Genomic DNA, 12,128 nt, shown 5'->3' with positions numbered 1-12,128 from the left:
AGGATAGCAAGAAGACGACGACTATAGAAGAAAGTAAATACTAAATATTATGACTATGAACAACAAACAGAATTTAGGCTTTTATATTTCATTAACAGGTACCGTATTAATCCTTTTATGGGTAGGATACTACAAATTTACGCCTACAGAAGCTGCAGCAATACAGCCATTGGTAAGTAATCATCCGCTAACCTATTGGATGTATAATATCATGAGTACACAGGTAGTTTCTAATTTTATAGGTATTTTTGAAATCACAACCGCGATCTTAATTCTCGTAGGATTGAAGTATAAAATAATAGCTAAAATAGCATCTTTAGCAGTGATAGTAATGTTTCTGATGACCATAAGCTATTTATTTACCACTCCAGGAACATGGAAACATGTGGATGGCGTGCCTATTACAAATTTCTTTATGTTGAAAGATATCATGTATTTAGGATTTGGGGTTACATTTTTTCAATATTCAAACAGTTAATAGTATGAAGAAGATAGTAATATTAGCAGTGATAGTGGTACAAGGTATACTATTCGCAAACTGCGGCACTAAAAATAATAGCAAAGAAAAAACAAAAATGGAGGATATAACGATGAACAACGGAAATGATAATACAATTTATTTTGCTGGAGGATGTTTTTGGGGAACAGAATACTTCTTTCAACAAGTAAGAGGCGTCGACTCTACAGCAGTAGGTTATGCCAATGGCAATATAGCTGATCCTACCTATCATCAAGTCACAACTGGTGCAACAGGTTTTGCGGAAACAGTAAAAGTTATATATGATCCAAATGTGGTAGAATTAGGTCTTTTAATAGATTTATACTTCAAAACTATAGATCCTACGAGTCTCAATAAACAGGGCAATGATAGAGGTACTCAATACCGTACAGGTATATATTATACCAATGATGCACAGAAAGAATTGATAGAACAAAAAATTGCAGAACTGGCTATTGGATATAGTTCAAAAATTGTAATTGAGGTAGAGCCGATCAAAAACTTCTATACTGCAGAAGAGTATCACCAAGATTATTTAGATAAAAACCCTGGTGGATACTGTCATATAGAACCTGGATTATTTAAAATGGCACGTGAAGCAAATCCTGAAAAACCTGCTCCTGTTTACAAGAAAGCAGATAAAGAAACATTAAAAAAAATGCTTACGCCATTGCAATATGAAGTAACACAAAATGCAGCTACTGAACGTCCTTTTGCAAATGCCTATGATGATGAATTTAGAGCAGGTATATATGTAGATATTACAACAGGAGAACCATTGTTCGTGTCATCCGACAAGTTTGACTCTGGTTGTGGATGGCCTAGTTTCTCTAAACCTATCAGTGACAAATTGGTAGATGAGATTTCGGACAATACACTTGGTATGAGAAGAACAGAAGTACGTAGCAAAACTGGTGATGCACATCTAGGCCATGTTTTCAATGATGGACCTGCTGACAAAGGAGGATTGAGATACTGTATAAATAGTGCTTCATTGAAATTTATCCCTTTGGAAGAAATGAAAGCTAAAGGATATGGTGATTATATCAAACTCGTAGATACTAAAAAATAGATCGTACTTTTTTTATTATATAGAACAAGATAAGGCTTTGGGAAACCAAAGCCTTATCTTGTTTATACTATACAAGGCAACCGCAGCTTATCCTACTAAACCTCTAATCACACAAATTGATAAATACTATTGATATTATAAAAATAATAATATACCTTAGTAGTGTATTAGCAAACTAGTACACTACTAAATTATAAACTTATGATAACTATTAACAATCTTGGCTTTTACTACAAGAAAGAGAAACCAATAGTAAAAAGTATTTCAACACAACTACAATCCGGAAAAATATATGGGCTATTAGGCTTAAACGGAGAAGGAAAAACCACCTTGCTAAAATTATTAGCAGGACTACTATTTCCTAAAACGGGAGTAATTACTATTGACAACAAGTTTCCCTCTACCGAAAGATCAAAAGAATATTTTGAGCAGCTCTACATGGTTCCAGATCAACCTACTAGCTCAGCACTTCATATTCCAGAATTTATAAAGATATATAGCATCTTTTACAAAGATTTTTCACATCAGTTGTTTGAGGAAGCACTCATCGCTTTTAATATAGCACCAAAAAGCAAAATAAAATCATTATCATTTGGGCAACAAAAGAAATTCCATTTAGCCTTTGCTTTGGCGACAAATACCAAATTGCTCCTATTGGATGAACCAACGAATGGCCTAGATATACCTAGTAAAGCAATATTTCGCAAATTATTAGCCAAAGTGACGGATGACGAGAAGATCATAATTATATCTACACACCTCGTCCATGACATCGAAAATCTAATAGATCATGTATTGATTATCAAAGAGGGCCTACTGGTATTGGATAGTAATATCAATGCTATATTACAACTATATTCTTTTGGTTATACGTCGATGCTTACAGATGACATACTATATTCCGAAAAATCTATTGCCAATTACAAAACTATACGACACAACCAAGATAATAGAGAGACAGCGATAGACATCGAATTATTATTTAATGCAATTCAGGACCAAAAACTATAAAAATGAGGAATACATTAAAAAAACACTATTACAGCATACGTGAGATATGCCATGGCTCAGGATACATTAGCTTGTTGTCTATCACTCTTATTACATTATTATTATATGTACTCTCCCTATTTTTCGCAAATAAACAAATCATACCTTTACTAATCGGTACACTAAATAAAAATGCATTTGCATCAAATACAGAGTATTTAATATTTTTAGAATCTCTTAATTTTAATAATGAGTTGACAATAATAATTCCTATTCTATGTACCATTATACTATTGGTAAATCCAACAAATCAGCTCAAGTCAAATACACTAAATAGAATACTACCTATAGCAGCAAAAGATAAAGTAATATCCTTTCTAGTGATTATTATAGGATGTACCATTATAAGCATCTTTATTACAACGCTACTAGATTTTGCTATCAAACAATATTTAAGATCAAAATATTTCAATGAAGTATTAACATTACAAGAAAGTATAGGTGAACTATACAAATATAGAACCAGAAATGGCTATCTATTTTCAGTTGACTACAGTCCTTTTCTTAATAGCACCAAGCATCTATCAAGTATATTAATCCTAAGTTTAGTGTGTAATACGCTAATTATTAATTTTATTCTATTGTTTCAAAAATATAGTATCATAAAAGGAATATCATTGATCGTCTCTGTTTTATTTATAGCTTTTTACTTAAGAAATAGCCTTATCAAAATGAATCACAATATGGCATTAGAAGTAACATCATATGCTTATGAAACGGTCTACTATATATACTTCCCCATTATGTTTATCTGTTTAATAATGTCCTTTTATTTTCTACTTAAACAAAAAGAAAACTAATATGGATTTTAATACCGACAAACCGATATATCTACAAATTGTAGAATATGTATATGAGCGTATTCTACAACAAGAATGGCCAGAAGATACGAAAATACTATCCGTCAGAGATTTGGGAGCAGAGTTAGAGGTCAATCCTAATACGGTAATGCGTTCCTATGAAAAGCTGCAAAACGATAATATTATCTACAACAAACGAGGGATAGGTTTTTTTGTGGTAAAAGATGCATCTATACTTATCAAAAAGCTCCGTGTAGAATCTTTCAAGGCAAATGAACTAGTACAAGCATTGCATACTGCAAAACTGCTTGGTATTAGTGAACAAGAAATAGTAACCCTTTATAAACATGCATAACATGAAAATATATACAATTCTCATAAGTGCTTCCATCGCACTAACAATACTGCTAATTGCTATACCGCAGCTAACGGCTACAGTATTTGTTAACAATAAAAAGGAAAAAATACCTACTGATTGGCTATCGGCAATAATATTGAAGTTTGAAAAACCTATAGAAAAACAAAGTTATTCAATTCCTACGGGTACAAAAGTCATTAAGATAACAGGAAATAACAATTATTTATTTGGCTATTCAACAATGAATATATCAGCTAATAATCAGCACCCAAAAATCAGCTCTTTCGAACTGGACCACCTTCTGTTCACAACGAATAAAGATACACTCCTAGTAAAGATCAAAGAAGGGTATTTTAATCCATCAATAGCTTTAGAACTAAGTTCCAACACAAATAATATAGTGCTAAACAATATTGGTATCGTAAAGTTACTACCTACCGATAAACCATCATTAGAATTAGCGATAGAAAATAAATCAGATATTATCCTTTCAGGAGAACATCAATTTAGCCTAAAGAATATAACTGTAAAAGATAGATCAACATTAACTCTTACGCATTGCATAGTACCAAACATTGATATGAAGATATATAATAGCATGGTATATGTAGACCCATTAAATGCTATCGATAGCCTCCGTGCATCGCTAATAGGAAAATCAAATATCAAGAGACAAAAGCAAACAAGCAATTATGTAGATAATAATTTTGAATCGTTACAACTTGAAAAAGAAAAACAGCAAATGTATGTTAATATCTATCCTACTGGCAATCTCAGCTATTACAACTTAAACAAATAACATAAGGCTTTGGGAAACCAAAGCCTTATGTTGTTTTCGTAAACAAATCTTATCTTTCATTGTTTTTAAATAAATAGCAAAGTATGGCATTTTTAGATTATTATAAAGTATTAGGAATAGAAAAGACTGCAACAACGGATGCGATAAAAAAGGCATACCGCAAGATGGCACGCAAATATCACCCCGATGTAAATCCTGGTGACGAGGAAGCTAAGAAGAAATTTCAGGAGCTTAATGAAGCCAATGAGGTATTATCGGATCCTGAGAAAAGAAAAAAATACGACCAATATGGTGAAAATTGGAAGCATGGTGATGAGCAACAACGTGCACAGCAACAATATGGACGTAACACTGGAGGAGGACAAAATCCATTTGATGGATTTGGCTATAATGGCAACTATGATGCGGGCGAATACTCTGACTTCTTTGAGCAGATGTTTGGCTCACGACGCGGGGGAGGCAGACAAACAAACTTTAGAGGCCAAGATTATACCGCCGATGTACAGCTTACCCTACAGCAAGCAGCAACCACGCACCAACAAACATTTACCGCCAATGGTCGCAACATACGGATCACTGTCCCGGCAGGAATAGAAAATGGGCAGAAGATAAAACTTGCTGGACAAGGAGGTCAAGGGCAAAATGGCGGTCCTAATGGTGATATATATATCACTTTTCATATACAGCAAGATTCCAAATATGACCGCAAAGGCAATGATATCTATTCCAAGACTGATGTCGATGTATTTACGGCAATATTAGGTGGGGATGCTGTGATAGACACCTTTCAAGGTCCAGTAAAAGTAAAGATAAAACCATATACTCAAAATGGCGCTAAGATACGCCTGAAGGGCAAAGGATTTCCTGTTTATAAAAAGGAAAATGCTTTTGGCGACTATTATGCAGAGATAAACATCAAAATACCGACTTCATTGACGGAAGAACAATTGGAATTATTACAAAAAGTATCTACCCTAAATAACTAATCACATGGAAAATCAACTATATAAAATCAATGATATTTGCCAATCCTACAAGATTGAAACGACATTTATACATGAGTTGCATGTACATGGTTTGATAGAAATCCAATATATAGAAAGTCAAGAATACCTCCATGAAGAACAATTGCCACAGGTAGAAAAATACTATACCTGGCATCATGAACTGGAATTGAACTTCCCAGCATTGGATGTAGTACAGCAATTGCTGGTTAAAATCAATGATCTACAAGAGAAAGTAAGATTACTGAATAATCAGTAACCTTACTTCACCACAAGGGTATCAACTTGAAGAATATAGTGCTTGCTATCTGTCCATTCTACAATATAGCGATCTGGACAGAGTTTCAATTTTAGCGCTGGGATAGATTTGCTATTAAGAATTTGAAAATATTGGATCCCTGTTGATGTACCATAATCTGCGTAAACTTTTAAAAATAAATACTTATATTTTTTTATAAAGTCGACATTTACCGCAATTCGTGTTCCCTCAACTTCCGCATCGGCACATTCATTTATCTGCCAAGAAAGGGCAGAAGATTTTTGATGTTGCAACGCATTGGCATTGATACGGGCTAAGTAATCCAATTTGCAAAATGGGCAAGCGTCATACTGCGCTGCACTGCTATAGTATACCAAGCTCAATGCTCTATCTCGCCCATACGGTATATACACATGCCTGATATCTAATTGTTCCATCTTATAATCTCTTTGGTAAAAAAAGGAAGAATCTACTGCTAGCCTGTCCATATCCTCTAGATTCAAATTTTGTCGCAAATGTTGAATAGCGATGATATGATATATTGGACCTGACTCCGGAATAGCTGAGAACAATAACTTAGCATGCTTACCGCTCCAGCCTATTTTTTTTAATACTGCCTTGTCCGAATCATATAGACTACCGATACGTAAGCCCTTATCAAGTCCGCGATAAGGATAGAAATTGGAATACAACCATACATTGATTTCCTCTTTAGGATTAAAGTACTCGTCTACATCGTTGACAAATATGCCATCCTTAGCAAAGCGATAAGAACTGCAACTACAGCATAGTAATAAACAACTATAAAAAAATACTTTAATCCTAGACATATGTAGATTAACTTATGAAATCACCACTTTTTAGCCCCATCACTTCTATGGTTCCTACACTATTTACATACTTCAATACCACCTCAATACTATATCTATATCCGACTTTACGTCCATTAATTAGTGCAGGAGCCCAATCGCCATATTTTTCAATTAACGTCTTTAGTGAAATTCCTAAGTTGCTATCCGTTTCACGGATTACCCTAAAATTAGTAGGTTTTCCGTTGCTATCAATTTCAAAATACATTTCAATCTTCCCTAATTCCTTATATCCTTGATACGCTTTGGATATTCCAAATGATCACCAATATATTTTCTAAAAGTTGAAATCCCCCCTTTTGGCTCAGCCATTACCTCTACTCGTTCTTAAAAAGAGGCTCCAATATCACGATCTTAATCCATGGCTGACAAATCTAGTCGAATAGGCAATGTATATGCAGTACGAACTGCTTGTCCATTTTGTATCGCAGGAGACCATTTGGGAGATTTCTTCATTAGCGCTACTGCTGCCTCACCTGTTCCAAAGCCCAAGTCTTTGGTAATGTGAATATCACTTAGTACCCCATCTTTTTCCACAATAAAATTAACTTCCAATGTACCTGTAAGTCCAGCATCAATAGCCTCTTGTGGAAATTGATAATTCTCCCCTATCCATTTCCGAAATGCTTCAATCTCACCTGGTGGCTCAGGGTTTATTTCTGTTGTTACAAATAGCTCGTCCCCTCCTTCTAGTAGTTTCCTTTTTGTGGTATCTATTATTTTTACAGGTTGTAATTCCTCGATCGACTGATCCGCAATCCCTTTGCTGATATCCTCTATTTTTGGGGATGGCAATGATACATCTTCTACTTTATTTTCTACGACCTGTACGAATTCACGCGCTTTGGACGTGTTGAATACTAAGGTCGATAAGACCAATACCCCCACGAGCGGAAGCGTAAATAAGTAAAATAGCTTTTTATTGTTTGTTGATTTATTCTTGAATAACATCATAATTCTTTTCTTTAAAAATGAATGATTTGAAAACTCATGCCGCAATAGATTTACATCTGTATGCATGGCATGCGCTAATAGTAACTCTGCATACGAAACCTTATCCGTAGAACAGATCTCATCTGCGATGCATTCATGTTGAAATTTTAGCTCTTTCTTGATATAATAAACAATAGGATTAAACCAGTTGAAAATACCTACTATCTCGAGCAATACAATATCATAAGAATGTCCCTGTTGTACATGGACTTTTTCATGATCATTGATCTCTTGGATATCTTGCACATTGGCCCCTAATACGATCTTATTGAAAAAAGAAAAACTACTGTATGTAGGACGTTGTAGGAAAGCACTTCTTAGCTTCCCAATCTTCAATAGCAACAGTATACTACACAAGCCTACCCCAATCCAATAAAACCAAAAGATGAAATCTATCAAATAGATTGCCTGCGAAGTATTATTACCTATAACCACAACATCATCTATTACTGACGTAAAATGAATCGTAGGAAGGTTTTCTGCTACTGAAAAATACATAGATAGGTCGATAAATAATCCTATTGGTATCAATAAAGAGACGAGCACCATCCCTAATAAGTAAAACCTATTCCATTGAAAAAAAGTAAGGTTTCTAAAACTTATTAGATATAGCACATAGCCTATTGCCAAAGCAAGAGTCACAATAAGTAAGTAAATCATAATTCTCTAAGTTTATAAAGTAGCCGTAGCCGACTACTTGTGTTTATTTATCAAAGCCAATAACTCATCTAGCTCTTTGACATCTAATTTGTTCTCCTCCAAAAAGAAAGATAGCATATGCTTGGGTGAATTGTCAAAATAACCGTTTAACAATTTGTCTGCAATCACCTTTTTATACACGTCCTTTTGAATCTTTGGAATATAACGATGACTTTTGCCGAATGCTTCATGATCTACAAAACCCTTGGTCTCTAAGATCCGTACAATAGTAGACACTGTATTATAAGCAGGCTTGGGTTCGGGTAATCGGTCGATCACTTCTTTGACGAAGCCTCCTTCCATATCCCACAGCTCTTGCATGATCTGCTCCTCTGCCTTTGTTAATTCTTTAATTTCGTCCATAACTCTATTATTTAATAATAAGGGCACGTCTGCCTATAATCGATTACAAGACTAAGTTAAAACTAAAGTTTTAGTTTTACAACTATTTTTTTAGTTTTCAGAGAAATATTGTTAAAATATGTATTAATCCATTCGCCAACGGCGGTTGGATTTCTTATTGGCATGTTTTGCTTTTCCTTCCAATCGCGCCAATACTTTTGATCGAGGTATACGTGTTGCTATTCTTTTCTTGGAAGGCATTAAAGCGGTATTCAACAAGTTCACTAATCTATCGAGCGCTATTTCTTTATTTTCCAATTGGCTTCTGCTTTCCGAAGAATCCAGATATAGCAGTCCATCCGCCTGAATACGATTAGCCAATTTACGAGCAATACATTCCTTTTGGTATATATTGATGCTATTGGCGGCATAAAAATCCCAAAGCAGCGTTACTTTAGTTTCTACTTTATTTACATTTTGTCCCCCTGCTCCACCCGATCGCGATGTCTTAAACCTCACTTCACGGTGCAAATCTTCTCTATTAATGAACATATTTAAAACTTTTACGTATTTATTGCAAAATCATACTAAAACCTTACTTACTTTTGATTGTTTTAAATATATAAACATTCTTCATGAAAATAGGTATCGTTTGTTATCCCACTTTTGGTGGCTCTGGTGTAGTCGCTACAGAATTAGGAAAAGGCCTTGCATCCAAAGGGCATCAGGTTCACTTTATAACCTATAATCAGCCTGCGCGTTTAGATTTCTTTTCGGAGAATTTATTTTATCATGAAGTAGCGATATCGCAATACCCCTTATTCGATTTCCCGCCGTATGAGTCCGCTTTAGCGAGTAAGCTCGTAGATGTGGTACGTTTTGAAAAATTGGACCTATTGCATGTTCACTATGCTATCCCCCATGCTTCTGCTGCTTACTTGGCAAAGCAGATTTTGAAAACATATGGTATAGATATCCCTGTGGTGACAACACTACATGGTACAGATATAACATTGGTAGGTAAAGACAAAAGCTTTAAGCCTGTTGTTACCTTTTCGATAAATCAATCTGATGGTGTTACGACGGTATCCGAAAGCTTAAAGCAACAGACTTTAGAATCTTTTGATATAACTACTGACATAAAAGTAATCCCCAATTTTATTGATCTCAATAGATTTGCTAATAAAAATAGAGAACACTTCAAGAAAGCTATTGCCCCCGGCAATGAACGCATCATGGTACATACTTCCAATTTTAGAAAGGTAAAAAATACAGGAGATGTGGTACGTATCTTTCATCAAGTAAATCAAAAAATCCCTAGTAAGCTATTGATGGTGGGTGATGGCCCCGAACGTAGCAATGCTGAAGAGCTATCTAGACAATTGGGTGTTTCCAATTGTATACGATTCCTAGGTAAGCAAGATGCTATAGAAGAGATATTATCCGTTTCGGACTTGTTCTTAATGCCATCTTCATCCGAAAGCTTTGGCTTAGCAGCATTGGAAGCCATGGCGTGCCGTGTCCCTGTTATATCATCTAATACAGGAGGCTTACCCGAGCTCAATGTAAATGCTGTCACAGGATTTTTGAGTAATGTAGGTGACGTAGCGGATATGGCCAAAAATGCAACTTATATATTGGAAGATTGTACCCGCATAGAGCAATTTAAGGAGGCTGCATATCAACATGCCAAAACATTTGATATCAAGAAAATATTGCCTGATTACGAAGAGTACTATGAATCTATAATCGAACGCGTAAAAAAATACAATAAATAAATATTAGAGGAATAAAGGGTTAAAAAAAAGTCCTATCTTTGGCTTTTGGAAAAACTCCAAAAATATCTAAGATGAAATATAAACGTATCCTACTAAAACTTAGCGGTGAATCCTTAATGGGTGAGCAACAATATGGTATTGACATTAATCGTGTAGCTCAATATGCGAATGATATTAAAGAAATTCATAGCCAAGGACTTGAAATAGCAATCGTCATCGGTGGTGGCAATATATACAGAGGGTTAAGTGCCGAAAAATCGGGCATGGACCGTGTACAAGCAGATTATATGGGCATGCTAGCTACCGTAATCAATAGTATGGCATTGCAAGATGCTTTAGAAAAAGTAGGACTAAAAACGCGTTTATTGACAGCTATAAAAATGGAACAAATATGTGAACCATTTATCCGTAGAAGAGCTGTTAGACACTTAGAAAAAGGTAGAATTGTAATCTTCGGTGCTGGTACAGGTAACCCTTACTTCACGACAGATACCGCAGCTTCATTGCGTGCGATCGAGATCAATGCTGACGCAGTATTGAAAGGTACACGTGTAGATGGTATATATACTGCAGATCCGGAGAAAGATCCTAACGCTACGAAATATGAAAATATCTCGTTTACAGAAGTATATGCCAAAGGATTAAATGTAATGGATATGACAGCCTTTACATTGTGTCAAGAGAACAATTTACCAATCATCGTATTTGATATGAACAAACCTGGTAATTTGAAAAAATTAGCTGATGGTGAGCATATCGGTACTGTTGTTAGTTAATTTAGAATAAAAACACAAAACATATGAACGAACTGATATCCATCGAATTGGACGACTGCAAAGAGAAAATGACTAAAGCAGTTGGTCATACGGAGTCTGAACTGACTAAAATTCGTGCTGGTAAAGCTAGTCCATCTATGTTAGATGGTATCCATGTAGATTACTACGGCTCTGCAACTCCATTGGCACAAGTTGCGAATGTGAACACTACAGATGCACGTACAATCGTAATACAACCATGGGAAAAAAGCATGTTAGTCGCAATCGAGAAAGCGATTATCGACTCAAACATAGGCTTAAACCCTCAAAATGACGGTTCTATAATTCGCTTAAATGTTCCTCCTCTTACGGAAGAGAGAAGACGCGATCTAGTGAAAAAAGCTAAAGAAGAAACAGAGAAAGGTCGTGTTGCTATCCGTAACATCCGTAAAGATGCTAACGAATCTATCAAGAAATTGAAAAATGATGGTGCTTCTGAAGATGAGATCAAAGTAGGTGAAGCTGAAGTTCAAAAATTAACAGATGCATACATCGTTAAAGTTGATCAATTAGCAGAATTGAAAGAAAAAGATATCATGACTGTATAATTCAGTTTAAAACGTATAAAAAAGGCTTCTGAAAATTCAGAAGCCTTTTTTTATGAAATAGATTTTATATCTTTAAGTATACCTTAAATAAATCTATGATAACGAACCTATATTTTCTTTAATTTTTAATAAAAGGTGCTGCTAATATAAGTTTAATCAACCTATATATACGTAGAATTTGTTTGGGATAACATTATAGACAGAAGCTAAATCAGTATAAAGGAAATATTAATTTCCCCTAAT

16 protein-coding genes are annotated in these 12,128 nt (G+C 34.9%); 11 read left to right on the top strand and 5 right to left on the bottom strand.

From position 1 onward, the window contains the following. Positions 1 to 55 precede the first annotated feature (55 nt). The 8 genes from IP023_RS10035 to IP023_RS10000 all read left to right on the top strand — a co-directional run bounded on the left by IP023_RS10035 (position 56) and on the right by IP023_RS10000 (position 5,841). Complete coding sequence (locus IP023_RS10035; RefSeq protein WP_241790146.1) at positions 56 to 478, top strand: DUF417 family protein; 423 nt, start codon at positions 56 to 58, stop codon at positions 476 to 478. A gap of 4 nt (positions 479 to 482) precedes the next feature. Continuing rightward, positions 483 to 1,571, top strand: a complete 1,089-nt coding sequence (gene msrB, locus IP023_RS16015; RefSeq protein ID WP_241790145.1) for a peptide-methionine (R)-S-oxide reductase MsrB — start codon at positions 483 to 485, stop codon at positions 1,569 to 1,571. Between the two features lie 201 nt (positions 1,572 to 1,772). Next, the gene (locus tag IP023_RS10025; RefSeq protein WP_241790144.1) at positions 1,773 to 2,582 is read left to right on the top strand and encodes an ATP-binding cassette domain-containing protein; all 810 of its coding nucleotides are present in this window, start codon (positions 1,773 to 1,775) and stop codon (positions 2,580 to 2,582) included. A 2-nt stretch (positions 2,583 to 2,584) separates the two neighbouring features. After that, complete coding sequence (locus IP023_RS10020) at positions 2,585 to 3,421, top strand: hypothetical protein (RefSeq protein WP_241790143.1); 837 nt, start codon at positions 2,585 to 2,587, stop codon at positions 3,419 to 3,421. Between the two features lies 1 nt (position 3,422). Next, on the top strand, positions 3,423 to 3,776 hold the full coding sequence (locus IP023_RS10015; protein ID WP_241790142.1) for a GntR family transcriptional regulator: 354 nt from the start codon (positions 3,423 to 3,425) through the stop codon (positions 3,774 to 3,776). A 1-nt stretch (position 3,777) separates the two neighbouring features. Further along, the gene (locus IP023_RS10010) at positions 3,778 to 4,578 is read left to right on the top strand and encodes a hypothetical protein (protein WP_241790141.1); all 801 of its coding nucleotides are present in this window, start codon (positions 3,778 to 3,780) and stop codon (positions 4,576 to 4,578) included. An 83-nt stretch (positions 4,579 to 4,661) separates the two neighbouring features. Beyond that, the gene (locus tag IP023_RS10005) at positions 4,662 to 5,564 is read left to right on the top strand and encodes a DnaJ C-terminal domain-containing protein (RefSeq protein ID WP_241790140.1); all 903 of its coding nucleotides are present in this window, start codon (positions 4,662 to 4,664) and stop codon (positions 5,562 to 5,564) included. Between the two features lie 4 nt (positions 5,565 to 5,568). Further along, a complete protein-coding gene (locus IP023_RS10000) occupies positions 5,569 to 5,841 on the top strand; it encodes a chaperone modulator CbpM (RefSeq protein WP_241790139.1) in 273 nt (90 codons plus the stop codon). Positions 5,842 to 5,843: 2 nt separating this feature from the next. Here the strand turns inward: IP023_RS10000 and IP023_RS09995 are convergent, their stop codons facing one another. From IP023_RS09995 to arfB, 5 genes are all read right to left on the bottom strand, one after another. Beyond that, positions 5,844 to 6,671, bottom strand: a complete 828-nt coding sequence (locus IP023_RS09995) for a hypothetical protein (RefSeq protein WP_241790138.1) — start codon at positions 6,669 to 6,671, stop codon at positions 5,844 to 5,846. Between the two features lie 7 nt (positions 6,672 to 6,678). Next, positions 6,679 to 6,918 (bottom strand): hypothetical protein, encoded by a 240-nt coding sequence (locus tag IP023_RS09990; protein WP_241790137.1) that lies wholly within the window; start codon positions 6,916 to 6,918, stop codon positions 6,679 to 6,681. Between the two features lie 146 nt (positions 6,919 to 7,064). Further along, positions 7,065 to 8,363 carry an energy transducer TonB gene (locus tag IP023_RS09985; protein ID WP_241790136.1) on the bottom strand — a complete coding sequence of 433 codons (1,299 nt, stop codon included), beginning with the start codon at positions 8,361 to 8,363 and terminating at the stop codon, positions 7,065 to 7,067. A 33-nt stretch (positions 8,364 to 8,396) separates the two neighbouring features. After that, positions 8,397 to 8,765, bottom strand: coding sequence for a BlaI/MecI/CopY family transcriptional regulator (locus IP023_RS09980; protein ID WP_241790135.1), 369 nt, complete (start codon positions 8,763 to 8,765; stop codon positions 8,397 to 8,399). Between the two features lie 123 nt (positions 8,766 to 8,888). Next, entirely contained in the window at positions 8,889 to 9,296 is a 408-nt protein-coding gene (gene arfB / locus IP023_RS09975; RefSeq protein ID WP_241790134.1) for an alternative ribosome rescue aminoacyl-tRNA hydrolase ArfB, read from the bottom strand. Between the two features lie 83 nt (positions 9,297 to 9,379). On the opposite strand from arfB, the gene bshA reads away from it, so the two are divergent. From bshA to frr, 3 genes are all read left to right on the top strand, one after another. Beyond that, positions 9,380 to 10,522 (top strand): N-acetyl-alpha-D-glucosaminyl L-malate synthase BshA, encoded by a 1,143-nt coding sequence (bshA, locus tag IP023_RS09970; RefSeq protein ID WP_241790133.1) that lies wholly within the window; start codon positions 9,380 to 9,382, stop codon positions 10,520 to 10,522. A 71-nt stretch (positions 10,523 to 10,593) separates the two neighbouring features. Continuing rightward, complete coding sequence (pyrH, locus tag IP023_RS09965) at positions 10,594 to 11,298, top strand: UMP kinase (protein ID WP_241790132.1); 705 nt, start codon at positions 10,594 to 10,596, stop codon at positions 11,296 to 11,298. 23 nt (positions 11,299 to 11,321) lie between these two features. Next, positions 11,322 to 11,885: a ribosome recycling factor gene (frr, locus tag IP023_RS09960; protein ID WP_241790131.1), complete on the top strand. Its 564-nt coding sequence runs from the start codon at positions 11,322 to 11,324 to the stop codon at positions 11,883 to 11,885. Positions 11,886 to 12,128: the final 243 nt, after the last annotated feature.

The organism is Sphingobacterium rhinopitheci (assembly GCF_022627575.1).
GTDB classification, from domain to species: Bacteria; Bacteroidota; Bacteroidia; order Sphingobacteriales; family Sphingobacteriaceae; genus Sphingobacterium; species Sphingobacterium rhinopitheci.
This window is presented reverse-complemented; position numbering and strand designations above follow the sequence as displayed.

Excerpts from the sequence above, each read along its gene's own strand:
- IP023_RS10035 (WP_241790146.1), top strand. The coding sequence starts at position 56 with ATGAACAACAAACAGAATTTAGGCTTTTATATTTCATTAACAGGTACC.
- msrB (WP_241790145.1), top strand. The coding sequence starts at position 483 with ATGAAGAAGATAGTAATATTAGCAGTGATAGTGGTACAAGGTATACTA.
- IP023_RS10025 (WP_241790144.1), top strand. The coding sequence starts at position 1,773 with ATGATAACTATTAACAATCTTGGCTTTTACTACAAGAAAGAGAAACCA.
- IP023_RS10020 (WP_241790143.1), top strand. The coding sequence starts at position 2,585 with ATGAGGAATACATTAAAAAAACACTATTACAGCATACGTGAGATATGC.
- IP023_RS10015 (WP_241790142.1), top strand. The coding sequence starts at position 3,423 with ATGGATTTTAATACCGACAAACCGATATATCTACAAATTGTAGAATAT.
- IP023_RS10010 (WP_241790141.1), top strand. The coding sequence starts at position 3,778 with ATGAAAATATATACAATTCTCATAAGTGCTTCCATCGCACTAACAATA.
- IP023_RS10005 (WP_241790140.1), top strand. The coding sequence starts at position 4,662 with ATGGCATTTTTAGATTATTATAAAGTATTAGGAATAGAAAAGACTGCA.
- IP023_RS10000 (WP_241790139.1), top strand. The coding sequence starts at position 5,569 with ATGGAAAATCAACTATATAAAATCAATGATATTTGCCAATCCTACAAG.
- IP023_RS09995 (WP_241790138.1), bottom strand. The coding sequence starts at position 6,671 with ATGTCTAGGATTAAAGTATTTTTTTATAGTTGTTTATTACTATGCTGT.
- IP023_RS09990 (WP_241790137.1), bottom strand. The coding sequence starts at position 6,918 with ATGTATTTTGAAATTGATAGCAACGGAAAACCTACTAATTTTAGGGTA.
- IP023_RS09985 (WP_241790136.1), bottom strand. The coding sequence starts at position 8,363 with ATGATTTACTTACTTATTGTGACTCTTGCTTTGGCAATAGGCTATGTG.
- IP023_RS09980 (WP_241790135.1), bottom strand. The coding sequence starts at position 8,765 with ATGGACGAAATTAAAGAATTAACAAAGGCAGAGGAGCAGATCATGCAA.
- arfB (WP_241790134.1), bottom strand. The coding sequence starts at position 9,296 with ATGTTCATTAATAGAGAAGATTTGCACCGTGAAGTGAGGTTTAAGACA.
- bshA (WP_241790133.1), top strand. The coding sequence starts at position 9,380 with ATGAAAATAGGTATCGTTTGTTATCCCACTTTTGGTGGCTCTGGTGTA.
- pyrH (WP_241790132.1), top strand. The coding sequence starts at position 10,594 with ATGAAATATAAACGTATCCTACTAAAACTTAGCGGTGAATCCTTAATG.
- frr (WP_241790131.1), top strand. The coding sequence starts at position 11,322 with ATGAACGAACTGATATCCATCGAATTGGACGACTGCAAAGAGAAAATG.